The organism is Microbacterium sp. 10L49 (genome assembly GCF_056395125.1).
Genome location: NZ_JBFTIW010000002.1, coordinates 38,968 through 61,213 on the forward strand (window position 1 = coordinate 38,968; position 22,246 = coordinate 61,213).

Annotated in this window: 22 protein-coding genes and 1 tRNA gene; 7 read left to right on the forward strand and 16 right to left on the reverse strand. The window is 70.3% G+C overall.

The features are described from left to right. Positions 1–61: 61 nt before the first annotated feature. Entirely contained in the window at positions 62–2,383 is a 2,322-nt protein-coding gene (metE, locus tag AC1DCT_RS04810; protein WP_477229362.1) for a 5-methyltetrahydropteroyltriglutamate--homocysteine S-methyltransferase, read from the reverse strand. A gap of 36 nt (positions 2,384–2,419) precedes the next feature. Next, the gene (locus AC1DCT_RS04815; protein WP_477427799.1) at positions 2,420–3,430 is read right to left on the reverse strand and encodes a methylenetetrahydrofolate reductase; all 1,011 of its coding nucleotides are present in this window, start codon (positions 3,428–3,430) and stop codon (positions 2,420–2,422) included. A gap of 103 nt (positions 3,431–3,533) precedes the next feature. On the opposite strand from AC1DCT_RS04815, the gene AC1DCT_RS04820 reads away from it, so the two are divergent. Continuing rightward, positions 3,534–5,435 (forward strand): S9 family peptidase, encoded by a 1,902-nt coding sequence (locus AC1DCT_RS04820; protein WP_477427801.1) that lies wholly within the window; start codon positions 3,534–3,536, stop codon positions 5,433–5,435. A gap of 26 nt (positions 5,436–5,461) precedes the next feature. Here the strand turns inward: AC1DCT_RS04820 and smpB are convergent, their stop codons facing one another. The 5 genes from smpB to prfB all read right to left on the reverse strand — a co-directional run bounded on the left by smpB (position 5,462) and on the right by prfB (position 10,009). Continuing rightward, a complete protein-coding gene (smpB, locus tag AC1DCT_RS04825) occupies positions 5,462–5,938 on the reverse strand; it encodes an SsrA-binding protein SmpB (RefSeq protein WP_045272294.1) in 477 nt (158 codons plus the stop codon). Between the two features lie 51 nt (positions 5,939–5,989). Next, the gene (gene ftsX / locus AC1DCT_RS04830) at positions 5,990–6,904 is read right to left on the reverse strand and encodes a permease-like cell division protein FtsX (protein WP_440734479.1); all 915 of its coding nucleotides are present in this window, start codon (positions 6,902–6,904) and stop codon (positions 5,990–5,992) included. Further along, positions 6,901–7,896, reverse strand: coding sequence for a cell division ATP-binding protein FtsE (gene ftsE, locus AC1DCT_RS04835; protein ID WP_477427803.1), 996 nt, complete (start codon positions 7,894–7,896; stop codon positions 6,901–6,903). The genes ftsX and ftsE overlap by 4 nt, the downstream gene beginning before the upstream one ends. 275 nt (positions 7,897–8,171) lie before the next feature. Next, positions 8,172–8,804 (reverse strand): C40 family peptidase, encoded by a 633-nt coding sequence (locus AC1DCT_RS04840; RefSeq protein ID WP_477427804.1) that lies wholly within the window; start codon positions 8,802–8,804, stop codon positions 8,172–8,174. A gap of 95 nt (positions 8,805–8,899) precedes the next feature. Beyond that, complete coding sequence (gene prfB / locus AC1DCT_RS04845; protein ID WP_477427806.1) at positions 8,900–10,009, reverse strand: peptide chain release factor 2; 1,110 nt, start codon at positions 10,007–10,009, stop codon at positions 8,900–8,902. A 28-nt stretch (positions 10,010–10,037) separates the two neighbouring features. On the opposite strand from prfB, the gene AC1DCT_RS04850 reads away from it, so the two are divergent. Both AC1DCT_RS04850 and AC1DCT_RS04855 read left to right on the forward strand, forming a co-directional pair. Further along, a complete protein-coding gene (locus AC1DCT_RS04850; protein WP_477428432.1) occupies positions 10,038–11,300 on the forward strand; it encodes an MFS transporter in 1,263 nt (420 codons plus the stop codon). Between the two features lie 120 nt (positions 11,301–11,420). Then, a complete protein-coding gene (locus AC1DCT_RS04855; RefSeq protein WP_477427808.1) occupies positions 11,421–12,917 on the forward strand; it encodes a bifunctional phosphatase PAP2/diacylglycerol kinase family protein in 1,497 nt (498 codons plus the stop codon). 6 nt (positions 12,918–12,923) lie between these two features. On the opposite strand, the gene AC1DCT_RS04860 is transcribed toward AC1DCT_RS04855, so the two are convergent. From AC1DCT_RS04860 to AC1DCT_RS04895, 8 genes are all read right to left on the reverse strand, one after another. Continuing rightward, complete coding sequence (locus AC1DCT_RS04860; protein ID WP_477229370.1) at positions 12,924–13,424, reverse strand: pilus assembly protein TadG-related protein; 501 nt, start codon at positions 13,422–13,424, stop codon at positions 12,924–12,926. Beyond that, entirely contained in the window at positions 13,421–13,855 is a 435-nt protein-coding gene (locus tag AC1DCT_RS04865) for a TadE family protein (protein WP_477427810.1), read from the reverse strand. Before AC1DCT_RS04865 ends, AC1DCT_RS04860 begins: the two co-directional genes overlap by 4 nt. 31 nt (positions 13,856–13,886) lie before the next feature. Next, positions 13,887–14,300 carry a TadE family protein gene (locus AC1DCT_RS04870; protein WP_441976188.1) on the reverse strand — a complete coding sequence of 138 codons (414 nt, stop codon included), beginning with the start codon at positions 14,298–14,300 and terminating at the stop codon, positions 13,887–13,889. 7 nt (positions 14,301–14,307) lie between these two features. Continuing rightward, the gene (locus AC1DCT_RS04875; RefSeq protein WP_441976189.1) at positions 14,308–14,505 is read right to left on the reverse strand and encodes a hypothetical protein; all 198 of its coding nucleotides are present in this window, start codon (positions 14,503–14,505) and stop codon (positions 14,308–14,310) included. 38 nt (positions 14,506–14,543) lie between these two features. Then, positions 14,544–15,470 carry a type II secretion system F family protein gene (locus AC1DCT_RS04880; RefSeq protein WP_441976190.1) on the reverse strand — a complete coding sequence of 309 codons (927 nt, stop codon included), beginning with the start codon at positions 15,468–15,470 and terminating at the stop codon, positions 14,544–14,546. Next, the gene (locus AC1DCT_RS04885; RefSeq protein ID WP_441976191.1) at positions 15,467–16,321 is read right to left on the reverse strand and encodes a type II secretion system F family protein; all 855 of its coding nucleotides are present in this window, start codon (positions 16,319–16,321) and stop codon (positions 15,467–15,469) included. The genes AC1DCT_RS04880 and AC1DCT_RS04885 overlap by 4 nt, the downstream gene beginning before the upstream one ends. Next, positions 16,318–17,493 carry a CpaF family protein gene (locus AC1DCT_RS04890; protein ID WP_477427811.1) on the reverse strand — a complete coding sequence of 392 codons (1,176 nt, stop codon included), beginning with the start codon at positions 17,491–17,493 and terminating at the stop codon, positions 16,318–16,320. The genes AC1DCT_RS04885 and AC1DCT_RS04890 overlap by 4 nt, the downstream gene beginning before the upstream one ends. A gap of 78 nt (positions 17,494–17,571) precedes the next feature. Then, the gene (locus AC1DCT_RS04895; RefSeq protein ID WP_441976193.1) at positions 17,572–18,021 is read right to left on the reverse strand and encodes a MarR family winged helix-turn-helix transcriptional regulator; all 450 of its coding nucleotides are present in this window, start codon (positions 18,019–18,021) and stop codon (positions 17,572–17,574) included. 110 nt (positions 18,022–18,131) lie between these two features. On the opposite strand from AC1DCT_RS04895, the gene AC1DCT_RS04900 reads away from it, so the two are divergent. The 4 genes from AC1DCT_RS04900 (at position 18,132) to AC1DCT_RS04915 (ending at position 21,361) form a co-directional block, all read left to right on the forward strand. Further along, positions 18,132–19,343, forward strand: coding sequence for an MFS transporter (locus tag AC1DCT_RS04900; protein WP_477229385.1), 1,212 nt, complete (start codon positions 18,132–18,134; stop codon positions 19,341–19,343). A gap of 58 nt (positions 19,344–19,401) precedes the next feature. Further along, complete coding sequence (locus AC1DCT_RS04905) at positions 19,402–20,235, forward strand: aldo/keto reductase (protein WP_477427813.1); 834 nt, start codon at positions 19,402–19,404, stop codon at positions 20,233–20,235. Positions 20,236–20,283: 48 nt separating this feature from the next. Beyond that, positions 20,284–20,365, forward strand: a tRNA-Leu gene (locus AC1DCT_RS04910). A gap of 309 nt (positions 20,366–20,674) precedes the next feature. After that, positions 20,675–21,361 (forward strand): DedA family protein, encoded by a 687-nt coding sequence (locus AC1DCT_RS04915; RefSeq protein WP_441976196.1) that lies wholly within the window; start codon positions 20,675–20,677, stop codon positions 21,359–21,361. Between the two features lie 7 nt (positions 21,362–21,368). Here the strand turns inward: AC1DCT_RS04915 and ku are convergent, their stop codons facing one another. Then, positions 21,369–22,205: a non-homologous end joining protein Ku gene (gene ku, locus AC1DCT_RS04920; RefSeq protein WP_477229387.1), complete on the reverse strand. Its 837-nt coding sequence runs from the start codon at positions 22,203–22,205 to the stop codon at positions 21,369–21,371. Between the last annotated feature and the right edge of the window lie 41 nt (positions 22,206–22,246).

The window sequence follows — 22,246 nt, forward strand, 5'->3', positions numbered from 1 at the left end:
GTATCTGGGTGGGGGCCTCGGCGCTTGCGAGGGGGCCTCGATGAAGCCCGGTGCGGGAAGGTCAGACCGCGACCGACACGTCCTCGCGGACGCGGCGCGTGGCCTCGACGATGTTGCGCAGCGAGGCGTTGGTCTCCTCGTAGCCGCGGGTCTTCAGACCGCAGTCCGGGTTGACCCAGAGCTGCCGCGTGGGGATCTCCTCGACGGCACGGCGCAGGAGCGTCTCCACCTCGGACGCGTCGGGGATGCGCGGCGAGTGGATGTCGTAGACGCCCGGTCCGATGCCGTGGTCGAAGCCCGACGCAGCGATGTCGGTGACGACCTCCATGCGGCTGCGCGCGGCCTCGATCGAGGTCACGTCGGCGTCCAGCGCCTTGATCGCGTCGATGACGACGCCGAACTCCGAGTAGCAGAGGTGGGTGTGCACCTGCGTCGCCGTCTCGGCGCCCGCGGTGGAGAGGCGGAAGGAGCCGACGGACCAGTCCAGGTACGCGGGCTGGTCGGCCTGCTTGAGAGGCAGGAGCTCGCGCAGCGCCGGCTCGTCGACCTGGATGACGCCGATGCCGGCGGCCTCCAGGTCCGCGATCTCGTCGCGCAGCGCAAGAGCCACCTGGTTGGCGGTCTCGGCGAGCGGCTGGTCGTCGCGGACGAACGACCAGGCCAGGATCGTCACCGGACCCGTCAGCATCCCCTTCATGGGCTTCGCCGTGAGCGACTGCGCGTACTGCGACCACTCGACCGTGATCGGGGCCGGCCGCGAGACATCGCCCCAGAGGATCGACGGGCGGGTGGCACGGGATCCGTAGGACTGCACCCAGCCGTTCTCGGTGACGTCGAAGCCGTCGAGGTTCTCGGCGAAGTACTGCACCATGTCGTTGCGCTCGGGCTCGCCGTGCACGAGCACGTCCAGGCCCAGTTCCTCCTGCAGCGTCACGACGCGGCCGATCTCCTCGCGGAGGAAGCCGTCGTACTCATCCGCCGTGATCTCGCCCTTGGTGAACTGCGCGCGGGCGCGGCGGATCTCGCCGGTCTGCGGGAAGGACCCGATCGTGGTGAGCGGAAGCGCGGGCAGATCGAGCGCGATCGACTGCGCAGCCACCCGGGCGTCGTAGTCGCCGCGGTCGAAGTCCGTGGCGGTCAGTGCGGCGGTGCGGGCACGGACGGCGTCCACGCGCACGCCGGGCGCGCCGAGCCGGTCGGTCAGAGCGGCGGAGGCGGCGTCGAGCTCCACGGCGATCGCGGCGCGGCCCTCGGAGAGACCCTTCGCGAGGGTGGTGACCTGCGCGACCTTCTGGTCGGCGAAGGCGAGCCAGTTCACCAGGCGGGCGTCGAGCTTCGACTCGTCCTCGACGTCGTGCGGCACGTGCTGCAGCGACGTGGAGGTCGACGCGGACACACCGGCCGCACCGAGGTCGCGCAGTGCCTCGAGCGTGTCGAAGGCTGCGGCCAGGTCGCCCCGCCAGATGTTGTGCCCGTCGATCACGCCTCCGACCAGAACCTTGTCGGCGAGTCCCGGAACAGCGGCGGGCACGGTGCCGCGCACGAGGTCGAGACCGATGGCCTCGATCGGAGCCGCGGCGAGGACGGCGAGGTTCGCGTCGAGCGCGGCGTAGGGCGCGGCGACGAAGATCGCCGGACGCTCGGCGAGGCCGCCGAGAACCGCGTAGGCGCGCGAGGCGGCGGCGCCGAGTTCGGAGACGGACGACGGCAGCGACTCGCTCACCAGGGCGGGCTCGTCCAGCTGCAGCCACTCGGCGCCGGCGGCCTTGAGCGCACCGAGCAGCTCGGCGTAGACCGGGACCAGGTCGTCCAGGCGGGACAGCGGGTCGAAGCCCTCCGGGGCCTCGTCAGCCGCCTTGGCGAGCGCGAGGAAGGTGACGGGGCCGACGATCACGGGGCGGGTGCGGAAGCCGGCCTGCGCCGCTTCCTGCACCTGACGCACGATGCGGTCGCTGGAGAGCGAGAAGGCGGTGTCCGGTCCGATCTCGGGTACGAGGTAGTGGTAGTTCGTGTCGAACCACTTGGTCATCTCGAGCGGCGCACGCTCTCCCTCGCCGCGGGCGATGGTGAAGTACGCCGGCAGGCCGATCGTGCCGTCGGCGGACCGAAGGTCTTCGAAACGAGCGGGGATCGCGCCCACGGTGACGGCGGCATCGAGCACCTGGTCGTAGTACGAGAAGGACTCGGGGATCGCCGAGTCGGCGCGACCCAGGCCCTGCTCGGCGAGGCGCTCGCGCGTCGTCGCGCGCAGCTCAGCGGTGGTGCGCTCGAGCTCGGCCTCATCGATCCGTCCGGCCCAGAACGCCTCGACGGCCTTCTTGAGCTCACGGCGGCGGCCGATGCGCGGGTAGCCCAGGATGGTGCCCTCGGGGAATGCGGTCATGACGGTCCTCTCTGACGGAAGGGGGAAGGAAGCGGCCTAGTGCGCGCCGCGGGAATCTGCGAACTGCGGGATGCCCTGCGGAGAGACGGCGCTGCGCTCGGGCAGCACGCCGGCCCCCTCGAGCACATCCAGCACGGTGCGGTGCTGGTTGAACGCGTACAGGTGCACGCCCGGCGCGCCGCCGTCCACCAGCTCTCGCACGAGCGACACCGCATGCGCGACGCCGATCTCGGTGCGGCCCTCGGCCGTCGGCTCGACCTCGAGGGCGATGGACAGTTCGGCGGGAAGCTCCTCGCCGCTGAGCTCCAGCACACGGCGCAGGCGCGCGGGCGAGGTGATCGGCATGATGCCCGGCAGGATCGGGATCGTGACCCCGGCGCGACGTGCGCGCTCCACGAACGCGAAGTAGTCGTCGGGGTGGAAGAACAGCTGCGTGATCGCGAGGGTCGCCCCCGCGGCCTGCTTGGCCAGCAGCGCGTCGATGTCCTGGTTGCGATAGGTCGAACGCGGATGCCCGTTGGGGTAGGCGGCCACGGCGATGCTCACCTTGCGTCGCGGCGTCACCTGCACGGCTCGCGGAACGCCGGGGATCGGTCGCTCCTGGTACGGCGCGCGCTCGGCCTGCGCCCGGTCGATGAGCTGCACGAGCTGCGCCGAGCTCTCCAGATCCCCGAGGAACGGCTCGCTCTCGTCGAGCGGCGGGTCGCCGCGCAGGGCGAGGAAACTGAGGATCCCGGCGTCGAGGAACTCCCGGATCAGCCGCGAGGCTCCGGCATACGTGTTGCCGACGCAGGTGAGATGCGCGAGCGGCTCGACCGAGGTGTGCTCGCGGATGTAGCGCAGCACGTCGAGCGAACGTCCCCCGACGGACCCGCCGGCGCCGTAGGTCACGGAGATGAACCTCGGCGCGGCCGTGGCCAGCTGCTGGATCGTCTCGTGCAGCGCCTCGATCGGGGCGGTAGTGCGCGGCGGATACAGCTCGAAGGAGAGCGGCACGCGCGGCTGAGCGACCCCGGCGGGGGCGAACGGCGGCGCGTCGAAGGACATCTCTCTCCAGGGTCGTGGCGGTCACCCCACGCTAGGCGGCGCCGCGATGCGACGCATGCTGTGTTTCACCATGTGTCGGCTCGCGCTCTTCTAGGCTCGGGCCATGAGCACTCCGCACGGATCCTGGCCCTCTCCGCTGTCCGCCGCCGGCCTCGCCGTCGCCGGCACGAGGATCGACGGCGCCCGGTACGCCGCGGGCGGGATCTGGTGGAGCGAGTCGGTGCCGCAGGAGCGCGGACGGATGCGTGTGATGCACCGGGACGCCGCTGGCGCCGTGCACGAGGTGCTGCGCGCGCCGTGGAACGCCCGTTCGCGCGTGCACGAATACGGCGGCGGCGCGTGGACGGTGGCCGAGGACGGAACCCTGCTCTTCGTCGACGGCGAGGACCAGCGTGTGCACCGCCTGGATCTCGGCGCGACGGCGCCTGTGCCGCTGACCGCGGCGGGCCCGCGCTACGGAGGGCTCCTGGTGCAGCAGGGCCGCCTGTTCGCGGTGCGCGAGGACCTGCGCCCCGACCCGCACCAGCGCGCGATCGTGGAGATCCCGCTGGACGGATCCGCGGCGGACGACGACGCGGCCGTCACCATGGTCCTCAGCGGCAACGGCTTCTTCGCGCACCCGGCGCTCTCCCCCGACGGTGCGCGGCTCGCGTTCGTCGCCTGGGACGAGCGCAAGATGCCGTGGGAGCGCGCGATCGCCTTCGCGGTGGACCTCGCGACGGGAGCCCGCTCCACGATTCCCGCGCGCGCCGCACTGCAGCCCGAGTGGCTCTCCGACGACGAGGTGCTGTTCGCCGACGATGCGAGCGGTCGCTGGAATCTTCACCGCGCGCGGATCCCCGTGCAGCCGGCGCCCCCGATCCCGACGCCTCCCGCCATCAGGGAGGACTCGCCCTTCGTCGACGCCGACACCGGCGGCGGCCTGTGGGTGCTCGGGCAGCGCTGGTTCCGGGTGCTCGATGACGGCAGGATCCTCGCCGTCCGCACGAACGGATCCGATGCGCTCGTGCTGCTCGATGCCGACGGCACGCTCCTCCGCGAGCTCGACGTGCCGTTCAGCGGCGACCTGAGCCTGGAGGACTCCCTCGGTTCCCGCGCGCTGGTCACCGGACAGGGCGCGCAGGTCGCACCCGGCCTGTGGGAGTTGGACGTCGATGCAGGCACCGTGCACGCGATCCGCGGCGGAGACCCCGTGGATCCGGCCTGGGTCCCCGGGGCGCGTCCCGTGACCTTCGACGGGCCGCACGGCCCCGTGCACGCGTTCGACCACGCCCCGGCGAACCCCGATGTCGACGCGGATCCGCGCGCGCTGCCGCCCTACGTCGTGCACGTGCACGGCGGACCCACCGCCCACACGTCCGGCGCGCAGGCGGGCTGGATCACGTACTTCACGAGCCGCGGCATCGGCGTGCTCGAGGTGAACTACGGCGGCTCGACCGGGTACGGGCGCGCGTACCGGGAGCGCCTCGACGGCCAATGGGGCGTCGTCGACGTGGACGATGTGCTGGCTGCCGCGCAGGGCCTCGCCGATGCGGGCGTCGCGGATCCGACCCGCATCGCGATCCGCGGGGGTTCGGCCGGCGGATGGACGGTGCTGTCGGCCCTGGTGCGCGGCGGGGTGTTCGCCGCCGGCCTCGACCGGTACGGCGTCGTGGATCTGCGGCTTCTGGCCGAGGAGACGCACGACTTCGAGCGCTACTACCTCGACGGTCTTGTCGGCCCGCTGCCGGAGGCGGAGCAGACCTACATCGACCGTTCCCCGCTCACGCACGCGGATCGCATCGACGTGCCGGTGCTGATCCTGCAGGGCTCGGAAGACGCGGTCGTGCCGCCTTCGCAATCCGAGGCGATCCGCGACGCACTCGCCGCCCGCGGAGTGCCGCACGAGTACGTGCTGTTCGAGGGCGAGGGGCACGGCTTCCGGCAGGCGGACACGATCGTCGCCGCCGCCGAGGCGGAACTGCGATTCCTGGGCGGTGTGTTCGGGTTCGACCCGGTGCCGTGAGAACTGGCAGCCGAGCCTGAACCCGGCTACTCCCCCAGACGGTTGCGGCTGCGCATCGCGCGCTCCGCCTCGCGAGTGTCCTGACGCTCGCGCAGGGCCTGCCGCTTGTCGTACTCGCGCTTGCCCTTGGCGAGGGCGATCTCGACCTTGGCGCGTCCGTCGGAGAAGTACAGCCGCAGCGGGATCAACGTGTAGCCGCCCGCGGAGACGGCGTGCGAGAGCTTCGCGATCTCCTCCTTGTGCAGCAGGAGCTTGCGGATCCGCTTGGCCGAGTGATTCGTCCAGTGCCCCTGCGAGTACTCCGGGATGTGCACGGCGTCGAGGAACGCCTCGTTGCCCTTGATGAACGCATAGCCGTCCGTCAGGTTCGCACGTCCCTGGCGCAGCGACTTCACCTCGGTGCCGGTGAGCACGAGTCCCGCCTCGTACGACTTCTCGAGGTTGTAGTCGTGACGTGCGCGACGATTGGTCGCGATGACCTTCTCCCCGCGTTCCCTGGGCATGGTTGTCTCCTGGATCTGTGCCGTGCGGGCGCACGGCAGCCTGTCAGCCTATCAGGCTCGCAGCCAGCGACGTATCGCGAACCCGGCGCTGAGCGCGGCGAGGATCACTCCGATGCCGATGAGCACCGGAACCACGAGCAGTGCGTCCTGCCACCCGACCCAGGTCGTGATGAAGGCCACCCGCTTCGTGAGGTACTCCTGCACGCCGAAGTGCACGCCCAGCAGCACGGCGGCGCTCGCGAGCACCGATCCGATGACCGCGGCGAACACGCCCTCGAGCACGAACGGCGTCTGGATGAACCTGTTCGAGGCGCCGACGAGCCGCATGATCCCGATCTCCCGCCGTCTCGCATACGCAGACAACCGGATCGTCGTGCCGATCAGCAGCACGGCGGCGATGAGCATCAGCACGGCGATCCCGACGGCGATGTACGTCGCGACGGTGAGCGCGTTGAAGAGCGGATCCAGATACTCCAGCTGATCCTTCACCTCATCCACGCCCTTGATGCCGCTGAAGGCCTCGGCGATGACGGCGGACTGGGTCTGGTCCTTCAGGTTCACCTTGAACACCGCGTTGACCTGGTCGGCGGTGAGCACACCGGCGTAGTCCTTGCCGACGAGCTTCAGGGTCTCCTGGTAGGCCTCGTCCGCGGTCTGGAAGCTGCTCTTGGCGATCAGCGGCTTGAGCGTGTCACCGTCGAGCTCGGCCTGCACGGCCTTGATCTGGTCCTCGGTCGCGGTGCCGCCGATGCAGCCCGGCGACGTCGACACCGACGAGCACATGTAGATCGCGACCTGGGCGCGATCCTGCCAGTAGGCGCGCATCGTGCCGATCTGCGCCTGCATCAGGATCGCGGCACCCACGAAGGTGAGCGAGACGAAGGTGACCAGCACGACCGAGATGACCATGGAGGCGTTGCGGCGCAGGCCCGTGAGCGCCTCGCCGAGGATGAGTCCGAACCTCATGACGTCGGACCCACTTCCTCGTCGTCGCCGGTATCGAGTCCGAGCCGGTCGGCGACGCCGAGTTCGGCGAGGTCGACGGTCGGGACGGTGATGGGGCGCGTGGCGGGCCGCGCATCGTCCGACGGCTTGACCGTCGGCTGCTGAGGCGCGGACGCCGATGCGGAAGTCTCATCCCGGGCCTCGGAGGGGGCCGGAACCGGATCCGCGATCGCGGCCTCGGTCTCGCGATGCACCTCGCGCACGGTCTGCAGTGCGGCCGTGGCCGCGGCCCCGCGGATCGCCTCGGGCGTCAGGCGCGGCACATTCGAGGTGTCGCCGTACCCGCCGCCGACCTCGTCGCGCACCATCTCGCCGTCGCGCAGCTCGATCACACGGCGCTGCATCTGGTCGACGAACGCGGCCTCGTGCGTGGCCATGACCACGGTGGTGCCGCCGGCGTTGATCCGTGCGAGCAGCTGCATGATGTCGACCGAGGTGCCGGGGTCGAGGTTTCCGGTCGGCTCGTCGGCGAGCACGATCTGCGGACGGTTCACGATGGCGCGGGCGATCGCCACGCGCTGCTGCTCGCCTCCGGACAACTCGTGCGGCAGGCGCTTCTCCTTGCCGCTCAGGCCGACGAGGGCCAGCGCCTCGGGCACCGCCTGCTGGATGAAGCCGCGGGAGGCGCCGGTCACCTGGAGCGTGAACGCGACGTTCTGGTAGACGGTCTTGGAGGGCAGCAGGCGGAAGTCCTGGAAGACGGATCCGATGCTGCGCCGGAAATAGGGGACCTTGCGGTTCGCGATGGACTTCAGGTCGCGTCCGAGCACGGCGACGCGGCCGGACGTGGGCGACTCCTCGCGGAGGATCAGCTGCAGGCAGGAGCTCTTCCCGGATCCCGACGCGCCGACGAGGAAGACGAACTCGCCTCGCTGCACCTCGAAATCGACCCCGGAGAGCGCGGGACGCTTGGTGCCGCGATAGCGCTTGGTGACGTTCTCGAATCGGATCATGGCGAATCGAGCCTAAGCGGGCGGCGCGCCCAGTCCGCGAGCGACACCCCACCGCGGCGGGTTCCCCGCTATGAGGTGGCTGGGATCGTCAGGACGGTTCGTTGCCGATCACGAAGGCGAGGAACGTCACGATCGCACCGAGCAGCGCCAGCCCCGCCGCCGTCGCACCGACCGCCCGCCATGCCCTGGTCGCGCTCATCCTGCGCACCTCCTCTGCCGCCCTGGAGAGCCTTCGATTCTACCGCCGCCGGCGGGATGGCCACCAGGAGCTCGCGTCAGAGCCGGATGAAGATCGGCGGGCCGGAGCTCGCCCACGGGGCGTGGTGCTCGACGTAGCGACCCCAGTCGGGCGAGTCGATGATGCCGCCGGCACCGTCCCAGATGCCGATGTGCCGTCCGGGCCACCAGACCAGGTCGCCCGCTCGCGCCTCGTCGGCCGAGATCACGGTGCCGAGCGCAGCCTGGTTGTCGGCGCCGCGGGGCAGGCTGACGCCGAAGTGCCCGAACACGTACTGCACGAGTCCGTCGCATCCGAAGGAGTCGCTCGGGTCCGCGCCCCAGCCGTAGGGCACGACGCCGACGAACGTCTGGGCGTACGCGACGATCGCCTCGCCGGAGTAGTTCTGCGGTGCCGCGGCGGCCGGGTTTGCGGATGCGGCGGCGGGCGCCGGATCAGGTGCGACGACCGGTGCCGGCGGCGTGTACAGCACGTCGAAGACGGCTCGGCTCGCGCTGGGCTCCTGCGCTGCGGAGGCGACCGTGTAGGTCTGCGGGGCTACGACGAGCGACACCGTGTGCGCCGCGGGCGCGGCAGCTCCCGGCGAGAAGGCGTACGCAGCCGTCGCCGCCACCGGGACGATCAGGGCCGCGATCGCGCAGCCGGCTGCCGTCTTCCGTGTCACAGTCATCGGGATTCTCCGTGTCACAGTCATCGGGTCACCACCCTACGACAATCACGGCCGCGGCACCCTGGAAAGTCCCTGAGCCGTCCAGCGACGGACGATCAGTCGTCGTCCTTGCGCTTGCGCCACCGGATCCCCGCGGAGATGAAGCCGTCCAGGTCGCCGTCGAACACCGTCGCGGGGTTGCCGGACTCGTGGCCGGTGCGCAGGTCCTTCACGAGCTGCTGACCGTAGAGGAAGTAGGAGCGCATCTGGTCACCCCAGCTCGCGGTGATGTTGCCGGCGAGCTCCTTCTTCTTCGCCGCCTCCTCCTCCTTCTGCAGCAGCAGCAGGCGGGTCTGCAGCACGCGCATGGCGGCGGCGCGGTTCTGGATCTGCGACTTCTCGTTCTGCATAGAGACGACGATGCCGGTCGGGAGGTGCGTGATGCGCACGGCGGAGTCGGTCGTGTTGACCGACTGGCCGCCGGGTCCCGACGAGCGGAACACGTCGACGCGGATGTCGCCCTCGGGGATGTCGACCTCGGTCGCCTCCTCCATGAGAGGGATGACCTCGACGGCCGCGAAGGACGTCTGGCGCTTGTCGGCGGATCCGAACGGGCTGATCCGGGCGAGGCGGTGCGTGCCGGCCTCGACCGAGAGCGTGCCGAACGCGTAGGGGGCGTCGACCTCGAACGTCGTGGACTTGATGCCCGCCCCCTCGGCGTAGGACGTGTCCATGACCTTGACGGGGAACTTGTGGCGCTCGGCGTAGCGCAGGTACATGCGCAGCAGCATCTCGGCGAAGTCGGTGGCGTCGTCGCCGCCGGCGCCGGAGCGGATCGTGATGATCGCGGCGCGCTCGTCGTACTCGCCGTCCAGCAGGGTCTGCACCTCGAGCTGATTCACGGTCTCGGTGAGGGAGGCGAGCTCGGTGCGCGCCTCGGCCGCCGAGTCCTCGTCCTCCATCTCGTTGGCGAGCTCGATGAGCACCTCGAGGTCGTCGAGGCGCTGCTCGACCTCGGTGACGCGCTTGAGCTCGGACTGGCGGTGGCTGAGCGCGCTCGTCACCTTCTGCGCCTTCTCAGGGTCGTCCCAGAGGTCGGGCGCGCCCGCTTCCTCGCTGAGGCGTTCGATGTCGGCGCGGAGTCCCTCGACGTCGGCGACCTCGCGGATGTCACCGAAGGTCTGACGGAGGGCCGCGATTTCGGCGGAGAGATCAAGTTCGAGCATGGCGGTACCAGACTACCGTGGAGCTGTGATGGTTCGAGCGTCGGCTGTGCTGTGGAAGTTCGGCCCGATGGTGTACCTGCCGACGCTGCTGTTCTCGCTCGGCGAGGGCGCGGTCCTGCCGCTCATCCCGGTGATCGCCGCGAGCCGTGGGGCGACGCTCGCCTCCGCCGGCCTCATCGCCTCGGCGCTCGTGGTCGGCCAGCTGTGCGGCAACATCCCCGCGGGGTGGCTGGTCGCGAAGGTCGGCGAGCGGGTCACGATGGTGGTCGCGGGTGCCCTCTCCCTCATCGGCGTGGTCGCAGGGGCACTGGCGCCGAGCCTTGTCGTGTTCACCGTCGCGGTGTTCGTGGTCGGGATGTCGGCCGCGGCCTTCGGGCTCGCCCGGCACGCGTTCATGACCACACGGGTGCCGGTCGAGTTCCGCGCTCGGGCGCTCTCACTGCTCGGCGGATCCTTCCGCGCCGGGATGTTCGTGGGCCCATTCCTCGCAGCCGCCCTGCTCGCCCTCTTCCACACCGAGAACGCGGCACTGCGGTTCTTCGCGGTCCTGCTGGTCGCATTGATCCTGCTCGTGCTGTTCGGACCGGATCCGGAGGCGCAGGCGCAGTCGTCCGCGGCGGAGCACGAGGGCGCTGTCGAGGACACCGGCGAGGCCGTCAGCGGGTCGATCCCCACCATCGAGCGCGCGGGGGTGTTCCGCACGATGTGGCGCAACCGCGGCGTGCTGGGGCGCCTGGGACTCGCCGCGGCGAGTCTGTCGGCCGTGCGCTCCGCCCGCCAGGTGGTGCTGCCGCTGTGGGGCGTCTCGATCGGGCTGGACGCCTCGTCGATCGCGCTGGTGGTCGGCGTGTCCGGCGCGATCGACTTCGCCCTGTTCTACGCGAGCGGTCAGGTCATGGACCGGTTCGGCCGTCTCTGGGCCGCGTTGCCCGCGATGGTGCTGATGGGCGCGGGCTTCCTGGTGCTCTCGCTCACGCACGACGGGAGCACGAACGTGCTCTGGTTCGGGATGATCGCGGCGGTGCTGGGCGTCGGCAACGGGCTGTCCAGCGGCATCCTGCTCACGCTCGGAGCAGACGTGGCTCCGCAGTCGGAACCGGCGGCGTTCCTCGGCTCCTGGCGCACGCTCACCGACGCCGGCGGGGCGATCGCTCCCCTGCTGTTCTCGGGCATCGCGGCGATCAGCTCCCTCGCGATCGGCGCCGCAGCCATGGGCGCGATCGGCGTGCTGGGCGCGGTCGGGTTCCTGCGTTGGATCCCCCGGTTCGTGCCGCGGCGCACAACGCCGTAGACCCACCGCAGACGATCATCGCTCGGCACGGCCGATCCCCTATCACGTCCTCCGCCCTGACGCAGCCCGCCCTCCGCTTCCGCGTCGCATCACTAACGTGGAGAGCGAGGGAGGTGCCCGATGGCACGCAGAATGCACAGGAGCGGGATCCGCGCCGCGGCCTCCGAGGTCCGCGAGCAGGTGCACGCCCTGGACACTGCCGTCTTCTCCGCCGTCGCGACGACACCGAGCCCGGTCATGGACCGGTGGATGCCGAGGCTCACGAATGCGGCGGACCACGCCGCGCTCTGGCTCCTGATCGCCGGCGGGCTGTACCTGACCGGCCGCAGTCGTGCCCGCCGCGGAGCGCTGCGCGGCGTCGTGACGCTCGGCGCGACGAGCCTCATCGCGAACCAGCTCGCCAAACGCCTGCACCACCGAGAGCGCCCGATCCGCGCGCTCGTCCCGATCGGCAGGCTCTCCCGCAGGACTCCGCTCTCCTCATCGTTTCCCAGCGGGCATTCCGCGAGTGCGGCGGCCTTCGCCGCGGGTGTCTCCGCCGAACTCCCTGCAGCGAGCGTCCCGCTGCACCTGCTCGCCGGGCTCGTCGGCTTCTCCCGCGTCGCTACGGGAGCGCATTACCCGTCCGATGTGGCTGCCGGGCTCGTCCTGGGCAGCACGGTGGCGGCGATCGGACGTCGTCTCGTACCTCCCGTGCCGCCGCCTGCCGTGTCGGAACCGCGAGAGCTCGACCAACTGCCGCCTCGCCCTCGAGGCCGAGGAGTGACCCTGGTCGTCAATCCGGCATCGCACAGCGGGCGCGGCGCGACCCTCTCCAGAAGTCTCCATCGGGTCCTGCCGGAGATGCGGATCGTCGAGCTGAATGAGAGCGACGATGTCGATGCGGTGATGCGCGCAGCGGCGGCCAAGGCTGACGTGCTGGCCGTCGCCGGCGGGGACGGAACCGTGGCGGCGGCCGCGCATGCCGCCGTCGAGAGGGGCGTGCCCTTGGCGGTGTTCCCGGCCGGCACCTTCAACCACTTCGCCCGGACCATCGGCGCTGATCGGGCGAAACGCACCGTCCAGGCGATCAGGCGGGGCACCGCCGACAAGGTGGACGTCGCCTACCTGAACGACAGGATCTTCCTCAACACGGCGAGCGTGGGTGCCTACACGGACTTCGTGCGCATCCGCGAGGGCCTGGAGAAGCGGATCGGGAAGCCGTTGGCGGCGCTCGTCGCCGGGTGGCGGACGATGAAGAAGGATCGCACGGTCTCCATCACCGTCGACGGCACGACCCGGGATTCGAGTCTGCTGTTCATCGGCAACGGTCAGTACGAACCGCACGGGTTCGCCCCGAGTGCGCGCGAAGATCTCCAGGACGGGCTGCTCGACGTCCGGATCCTCGACGTGTCGAACCGCTGGTCGCGCTTCGTGGTCCTGCTCGCGACACTTACCGGTCAGCTGGAACGGGTGAAGCAGTATCACGAGGTCGCGGCCCCCGAACTCGAGATCACCCTCCCGAAGGGGCCGGAGCGCATCACCCGCGACGGCGAGGTCGGCGAGGCGAGCGAGGTGCTGCGGGTGAAGGCTGTGCGGCGGGCGCTGACGGTCTATCGCGTGCGGACCGACGGCTGAGGGTCGCTACTCGAGCGCGGTGCGGCTGGTGCCGGTGGACTGGATCGTGAGCATCCTCGGCACGAAGTCGCTGAGCAGCGGAGGGGCCCAGGACGCACGCACCGTCACGCGGGCCGAGAGCCCATCGGGGCTGCCGGCCGAGACGAGCTCAGTGCCGTCGTCGATGATCCCGATCACGGCGCGCGCCTGGTCGGCGATCTCCACGTCGTCGAGCTCGGCACGGATCGCTTCGCCGTCGATCTGCACCCGGAAGCCGTCGGCTCCGGCGAGCGCCGCGGCGTCGGCCACCGAGTCCAGGCGCTTCTGCGCGATGTAGAGATCCGTCGCGCACACGCACACGTAGATCAGCGCGATCGCGAGGACGAGGTAGCCGAGGATGAGCGGCATCGTGCTGCCGTGTTCGTCGTCGAGCAGCGGGGTGCGCCGTCCGCGGGGCTCGCCCAGTCCACCGATTCCTCGGAGTTCGCCGGGTTCGCCGACTCGGCCCCTGCTCCGCATCGCGCTCATCCGCCGGTCCAGGTGCGCGAGACCTTGTACGCCGAAGACGCCTGCACCGGCATGCTGCCGACGCGATCGAGTCCGAACACGGGCGGCACGAACGGAAGCGCGACCTTCGCGGTGACCGTGACCACGACGGTCGCACCGGCCGACGGACACTCCGCGCCGAGCGGCGCGCACTGGATGTCGACGTCGACGGTGGCCGGATCCATCCCGTACTCCTCGATCGCGGACTGCACCGCGGCGTCGGCACGGGCGCTCGCATCGGCGCCATCCATCGCCGCGCTCATCGTGCGGGCCGTGTGCCGCGCCGCCGACTCGACGCCGAGCATCTGAGACTGGATCGCGCCGAGCGCGAGCACGAGATAGACCAGCGGCACCAGCAGGATCACGCCGAGACCGATGAACTCGAGCGCTGCGGATCCGGTCTCACCCGACATCCCGACGTCAGGCGCCGGACAGTCGATGCGGTCAGCGCTCGGTGAACGACTCCACGGGAGCACGGCCGGTCACCTCCAACCCCGACGGCACCCCGAGCAGGCCGATGAGCGGCAGCGTCGTCTGCACGGTGATCTCCATGGTCGGCACGCCCAGTGCGGCCGTCTCGTGCACGGTCACGTCCTTCGCGTAGTCGGCACCGACGGCACGCCCGATCACGAGCACAGTGCGCTGCACGCCCTCGCCGGGCTCGGTGTCGGCGAGGGCCGCGACGTGCGCGCCCTCGACAGCCGCATCGTGCACGACGTTGCGCACATAGACCGCCAATGCGAACTGCAGCACGCCGAGCGTGAGCGCCGTCAGCAGCGCACCGACGAGCACGAACTCGACCGGGCTGGACCCTCGGTCGTCTTCGAGCACGTCGCTCAGCCGCCGCACGCCGCCCATGGTCGCGTCAGAGTCCGCTCACGCGCGCGATCGCCTGCTCGAACAGGTTCGTGAGGGCGGGTCCGGCGACGGCCCAGATCAGCACCACCAGTCCGGCCGTCATGAGCGTGATCAGCACCCAGCCGGGGACGTCACCACGTTCCGGATCGTCGAGGTCGTCGAAGAGGGGCGGCTCGAGCCGAGCGGAGGTGCGATCGCTGAACATGTGGGTTCCTTTCGTGGAGGCCGAAGCAGGAAGCGCGGTCAGCCGATGCCGAGCCGCAGGATGAACACGCCGGGAAACACGGCGAACAGGACGGAGAGCGGCAGGATCAGGAACACCAGCGGGAGCAGCATGAGGATCTCCTTGCGTCCGGCCTGTTCGATCAGGCCGCGCTTGGTCTCCTCGCGGGCGTCCGACGCCTGCGCCTGCAACACCGCCGCCAGCGGGGCTCCCCGCTCGAGTGCGGCGATGATCTGATCCACGGCGCGTGTCAGCGGGGGGATCTGCAGCCGCTGCGCGCAGTCGCCGAGCGCATCGGCGAGAGACGATCCGGTGTTCACCGCGAGAATCACGCCGCGCAGCTCCCCGCTGAGCTCGCCGGATCCGGCCTGCCCGACCCGGCGCAGCGCATCCGGCAAGCCCTCCCCTGCGGACAGACACAGGGCGAGGAACTCCAGCACCGTCGGCAGCTCCTCGGTGAGCCGCCCGACGCGCGCCTTCGCCCGGGCGCCGAGCAGTACATCGCAGGCGACGCCCGCCGTGATCGCGGCGAGTACGGGCAGCAGCGCGACCGGCGCGGACATGCGTCCGGCGATCACGAGCGCGACCGTGGCCGCAGCACCGACGCCCAGTCCGACGAGAACCCAGACCAGCTGGCGACTGCGGAAGGCGCCGGGTCCGCCCGGCAAGCCCGCCTGCGTCATCCGCAAAGCGACTCCGGCGTCGCCGCCGCCGAACAATCCGAACGCGCCCTTGACACGCGCGGCCCAGGATCCGCCGGCCGGCATCCGCCACGGCAGGCGCTCGGCCGGATCCGTGAGATCGGCGACATCGCGGACGTGCGGGGCGATGCGGGTGCTGAGGTTCGCCCAGCGCCAGCGCGGGAAGGCGGCCAGGACGAGCAGCAGACCCGCGGCCAGCAGCCCGCCGAGCAGCACGGCGACGGCGACGTCCGACAGCGCGCTCATCGGAACCATCTCCGCGGCTCCGGCAGCCGGCCGATGCGCAGCATGACCCGGAAGGCGACGAACGACACTGCGGCGCCGCCCAGGATGAGCGCCACGCCCTCGGGACTGGAGTACGCCTCGACTCCCTCGGGACGCAGCAGGAGCAGGGCCAGGATCACCCACGGCGCGATCGCGCCGAGCACGGCCGCGCCACGAATCCAGGACTGCCGCGCCTCCACCTCGGCACGCAGCGCGGCCTCCGCCCGCACGGAGCTCGAGAGCGCCCGCAGCACGGTGCTGAGCTCGGTGCCGCCGACCTCCCGCGCCATGCGCAGCGTCTCCACGATCCGATCCCCGACCGGATCCGCGAGCGCCTCCTTGAGCTTCACCGCCGCCGCATCGAACCGCCCCGTCGCATGCAGATCACGCGCGAAGGCGGCGAACGCCGGGCGGAGCGGAGCAGGCGCAGCCTCCTCCAAGCCGGCGACCGCGTCGGGCAGCGGCATGCCGACCCTGATCGACGCGATCAGGAGATCGCACACATCGGGCCACAGACCGCGCCGCAGCCGCAGCAGGCGCTGTCGCCGCGACCGCAGGAACACCAGCGGTATCGCGGCCCCCGTCACCGCGATCACGAGCGCGAACGCCGCGGTCGCCGTCGTCAGCCACGCCACCGAACCCGCGACGAGACCACCCGCGACCATGCTCACCCCGAGCACACGCGCATCCGCACGGAACCCGGCCTCGCGCAGCAGCCGGGTCGCCGCTCCGGTGCGAGGAGTGCGCACCACGCGGCTCCCGGCGGGCCACAGCCACGGTGACGCCGCCAGAACCATGCCCGCGGCGAGCAGCGCCCCCATCAGCACCGTCATGCGAGGTCCCCTTCGGCGACCATGCGCGAAACGGAATACGGGGCCGACTCCGCATGCAGCACCCGGTGGGTGATGCGTCCGTCCGCATCGACGCCGAGCGGCTCGATCACCTCGGCGACGAGCCGGCTTCCATCGGACTCCCGACGGCAGTGCACGACGAGATCGACCGATGCCGCGAGCGCCGGCGCGATGAACGCACGATCGATGTTGCGGCCGGCGAGCAGCGGCAGCATGGTCAGCTTGTCCAGCGCCTCCGCCGCCGAGTTCGCATGCACCGTCGCCGCACCGGGGATGCCGGTGTTCAGCGCCAGCACGAGATCGAGCGCTTCGGCATCGCGCACCTCGCCGACCACCAGCCGATCCGGCCGCATGCGCAGCGCCTCTTTGACGAGACGGCGCAGTGTGATCTCGCCCGTTCCCTCGAGGCTCGCCTGACGCCCCTGCAGTGCCACGAGATCCGGTGCCTGCACGCCCAGCTCGAAGGTCTCCTCCACCGTGATCACGCGCTGCTCGGCGCATTCGGCGACCAGGGCCGCCAACAGCGTGGTCTTACCCGCATGCGTCGGCCCCGATACGACGACGCTGCGCCCTGCGCGCATGGCGTCGGAGAGCATCGCCGCGACCGGAGTGGGCACCATCCCCTGCGCGACCAGCGACTCCAGACTCCGATACCGCGGCACGAACTTCCTGATGTTCACCGCCCACGAGCCCCGCACCACATCCGCGATCGCGACGTGCAGACGGGAGCCGTCCGGAAGGGACGCATCCACGAACGGCTGCCCGATGTCCACACGCCGGCCCGTGGAGTGCAGCATGCGCTCCACGACATCGCGCAGCTGCGCCTCGGTCAGCGTGATCGGCACACGCTCACTGCGCCCCTCTCGGGCGATGAAAACGCGGGAGGGGCCGTTCAGCCAGATCTCCTCGATCGTGTCATCCTCGAGCAGCGGCTGCAGCGGACCGTATCCGGCAACCCCCGCGAGGATGTCCCTCACGCACGCCGCCTCGTCGTCGATCGTGGCCGTGCCGCGAGCCAGCGCCTGATCGTTGTGACGGCGCACCTCGAACTGGGCGATCCGCCGCGCCTCATCCGGATGGACCGAAGGATCCGTCCGCTCGGCACGCAGCCGGGCGCGCACCCTCTCGGTGACGGCAGCGGTCGACAGGCTCACCCCCGCATCGTCGCAGGAACCGAGGGCCGGCCTCGGAAGTTATCCACAGACCCGCCCCTGCACGGCGCGGGAGGTATGTCAGCCGACGCGCGCGACGTCGTGCAGAGCTTCCACCATCGGCAGCAGCTCCGGCTGCTCGGCCGCATCGGCGAGCACCCGCTCCAGCGTCTCGTCATGCACCGGACGTGCGCGCTCGTACAGCTTCTGCCCGCTCGGGGTGAGCTCGGTGTAGATCCCGCGACGGTCGTCGGCGCAGAGAATCCGGGTGAGCAGCCCCCGGTCCTCGAGCCGGTTCACCAACCGGGTGGTCGCGCTCGGGCTGAGCGCCGCGGCACGGGCCAGCTGCTGCATGCGCATGTGCCAGCCGTCCTGCCGGCTCAGCGCCTCCAGCACCGTGTACTCGACCACGGAGAGCCCTGCCTCGGTCGACAGCGCACGCTCCAGCTCGGCCTCGATCATGGCGTGCAGAGCGGCCATCGTGCGCCATCCGCGGGCGCGGATCTCGACGGCGTCATCGGCGATGCCCATGGATCCTCCAAAAGTAGTTGCTTGCGCTTTCTATTTGCACGTGCAAGTATTGTGGTCACCGACGCAAAAACCCGCGTCTGCAACTATCTCACTGTATCAGGAGTTCCCCCATGCCTCTCGGCCTGATCGCCCTCGCCCTCGGCGCCTTCGGAATCGGCCTCACCGAATTCGTCATCATGGGCCTGCTGCCCGAGGTGGCCGCCGACTTCGGCGTCACCGAGGCCGCCGCCGGATGGCTCATCTCCGGCTACGCGCTGAGCGTCGTGGTCGGCGCGCTGTTCCTGACCGCCGCCACCACTCGCCTTCCGCGCAAGCCCGTGCTGCTCGGCCTCATCGTGCTCTTCATCATCGGCAACGCGGTCACCGCGCTCGCCCCGGGCTACGGCCTCGCCATGGTGGGCCGCATCATCGCCGCGCTCACGCACGGGGCGTTCTTCGGCATCGGATCGGTTCTGGCCGCCTCGCTCGTCCCCGCCGCGAAGAAGGCGGGCGCGATCGCGATCATGTTCACCGGCCTCACCGCGGCCAACGTGCTCGGCGTCCCGTTCGGCACCTTCCTCGGCCAGCAGCTCGGCTGGCGCGCCACGTTCTGGGCGATCGCGATCATCGGGGTCGTCGCGTTCGTGGGGATCGCCCTGCTCGTGCCGGCGACGCACGACATCCCGCCCACCCGCCTGCGCGACGAGCTCGGCGCCTTCCGCTCCGGCCAGGTGTGGCTCTCACTCATCGTGACCGTGCTCGCGTACGGCGGCATGTTCGGCGCGTTCACCTACATCGCCTACACGCTCACCGAGGTCAGCGGTTTCGCCTCCACGATGGTGCCGTGGCTGCTCGTGCTGTTCGGCGTGGGCCTCTTCCTCGGCAACTGGGCCGGTGGCAAGGCAGCGGACCGATCCATCGACGTGACGCTCATCGTCTTCGTCGCGGCCCTCATCGTCGTGCTCGTCGGATTCGCGCTCTTCGCGTCGAGCGGTCCGGCCACCGTCGTCGCTCTCTTCCTCATGGGCGGGTTCGGATTCGGCACCGTGCCCGGGCTGCAGTCCCGGATCATGGGATACGCGTCGTCGGCCCCGACGCTCGCATCCGGCGCGAACATCGGCGCGTTCAACGTGGGCAACGCGCTCGGGGCCTGGGCCGGCGGCGTCGGCATCGCCGCGGGCCTCGGATACACCTCCCCCATCTGGATCGGCGCCGGCATCACCGCACTCGCTCTCGTCGTGATGGTGATCGCCGCGCTCACCGCTCGTCGCGGCACCGCGCGTCCAGGCGCAGCGCACACTCCGACGACCACGACTCCGGTCCCCGCCGGGGTGGCGCGCTGATCCCCGGCTCCGCCCCCGACGACACCCTCTTCGCAACACGCACAGAAGGACGAACGACATGACCGTTCCCACCATCACCCCGAACACCACCATCACGCTGAACAACGGCGTGGCCATGCCCCAGCTGGGCTTCGGGGTCTTCCAGGTCTCGGACGACGAGACCACGGCCGCCGTCGCGAGCGCCCTGCGGACCGGATACCGCAGCATCGACACCGCGGCGATCTATGGCAACGAGCGGGGTGTCGGCCGCGCGATCGCCGAATCCGGCATCCCTCGCGACGAGCTCTTCATCACCTCGAAGGCGTGGAACGCCGAGCAGGGCTACGACGCGACCCTCCGCGCGTACGACGAGAGCCTCGAGAAGCTGGGCCTGGACGCCCTCGACCTCTACCTGATCCACTGGCCCGAGCTCGGTGACGACGACTACGCCGGCACCTGGCGCGGCCTCGAGTCGCTCTACGCCGACGGCCGGATGCGCGCGATCGGCGTCTCGAACTTCGAGCCCGTGCACCTCGCGCGGATCCTCGAGACCGGATCCGTCGTCCCCGCGGTCAACCAGGTGGAACTGCACCCCGCGTTCCAGAACCGCGCGGTGATCGCCGCGGCCGGCGTGACCACGGAGGCCTGGAGCCCGCTCGCCCAGGGCGCGGTGCTGCAGGATCCCGCCATCACGGCCATCGCCGCCCGGCACGGCCGCACTCCGGCCCAGGTGGTGCTGCGCTGGCATCTGCAGCAGGGCCGCGTGGTCATCCCGAAATCGGTGACGCCGAGCCGCATCGCGGAGAACTTCGACGTGTTCGGCTTCGATCTCGACGCCACCGAGCTCGCCGCGATCGACGCCCTCGACCGCGACGGCCGCACGGGACCGCACCCGCACGAGTTCCACGGCTGATCGGCAGAGGAATGGGGTGGATCCGGCCTCAGTAGACTGGGTCCACCCGCGGGAGTGGTGAAATTGGCAGACACGCAGGATTTAGGTTCCTGTGCCTCCGGGCGTGTGGGTTCAAGTCCCACCTTCCGCACGAAAGCGCTGACGGGGCGGCCGGAGGTCGTCCCGTCAGCGCTTTTCGTTCGAAGCGGGGCCTCCTTAACCCCGGGCCCCACTGGCCAGAGGCTCCGCGCGTCGCGCATGCGACGTGTGGAGAGGGCCCAGAGGGAATCAAGTCCCACCTTCCGCACGGCATTGCTGGTGGGGTGACCCGAGGTCACCCCACCAGCGCCGATTCCGCGCGTCGCTCTCCCAGCCGAGCGAGACCTGCCCGCTCTAGACTTCACAGAAGCCGGCATCTCGGCGAACACTCCAGCGACGACTCCACGGACGGGACTCACCTGTGCACCACGCCGCCCTCATCCCCTGGCTCGACCCGAACGTCATCATCAACGGTGCCGGCCCTTGGGCGCTCGCCGTGGTGCTGTTCATCATCTTCGCCGAGACAGGTCTGCTCATCGGGTTCCTGCTTCCGGGCGACACGCTGTTGATCATCTCGGGCCTGCTGACCCACACCAACCACGTCTTCGGGCTGGACATCTGGGCGGTCGGCCTGCTGATCGCACTGGCGGCGTTCCTGGGCGGCGAGGTCGGCTATCTGATCGGGCACAAGGGCGGCCCTGCGGTCTTCGAGCGCAAGGAGTCCGGTCTGTTCAGCCGCAAGAACGTCGAGCGCACGAACCACTTCTTCGAGCGCTTCGGCGGTCTCACGGTGATCCTGGCGCGCTTCGTGCCGGTCGTGCGCACCTTCGCGCCCGTCGCCGCCGGCGTCGGGCACATGCCGTGGCGCAAGTACAGCCTGTACAACCTCATCGGCGCCCTGATCTGGGGCTTCGGCCTCACCTACGTCGGCTTCCTGATCGCCTACATCCCCTGGGTCGCCGACCTCGTGACGAAGTACATCGACGTGATCCTGCTCGGCGTCGTCGCGCTCACGCTCGCCGTCACCGCCTGGCACTACTTCAACGAGCGCCGCAAGGCGAAGAAGGAGTCCGCCGCGGGGATCCCGGCCGTCGAGCCGGAGATCTGAGCCGGGCTCAGCCGGCGTCGCGGGCGGCTCCGTCCGCATCGCCCTTCTCGGAGGCCGCCGCACGCGCGGCCTTCGACTTCTCGACGCTCGCCCGCAGCGCCTCCATGAGGTCGATGACCTCACCGCCCTTCTCGGCGGGCGCGAACGTCTCTTCCTTCTCGAACGCCTCGCCCTTCTCGATCTTGGCGTCGATGAGCGTGCGCAGTTCGACCTGGTACTCGTCGACGAACGCGTTCGGGTCGAAGTCGGCGGAGAAGCCCTCGACGAGCGACGCCGACAGTTCGAGCTCCTTGTCGGAGACCGTGACCTCCTCCTGCAGGATGGGGAAGTCGGCTTCGCGCACCTCGTCGGCCCAGAGCAGCGTCTGCAGCACGAGCACATCGCCGCGCACGCGCAGGGCCGCGAGCCGGGTCTTCTGACGCAGGGTGAAACGCACGATCGCGGTGCGGTCCGTGGCCTCCAGGGTCTTGCACAGCAGCACATAGGCCTTGGGCGACTTGGAATCCGGCTCCAGGTAGTACGCCTTGTCGAGCGTGAGCAGATCCACCTGGTCCGACGGCACGAACTCCACGACGTCGATCTCCCGGCTGCGCTCGGCGGGCAGCGACTCCAGGTCATCCTTGGTCAGCACCACGGTCTGCGACTCGTCCTGGTAGGCCCGGTCGATCTCCGAGTAGGCGACGGTCTGTCCGCAGATCTCGCACACCCTCTTGTACCGGATCCGCCCCCCGTCCGCGTCGTGCACCTGGTGCAGCGAGACGTCGTGGTCCTCCGTCGCCGAGTACACCTTGACCGGCACGTTGACCAGGCCGAAGGTGAGCGAGCCCTTCCAGATCGTCCTCATGGCACCAGTACACACCACTCCCGCAGCAGCGGGATAGCCTG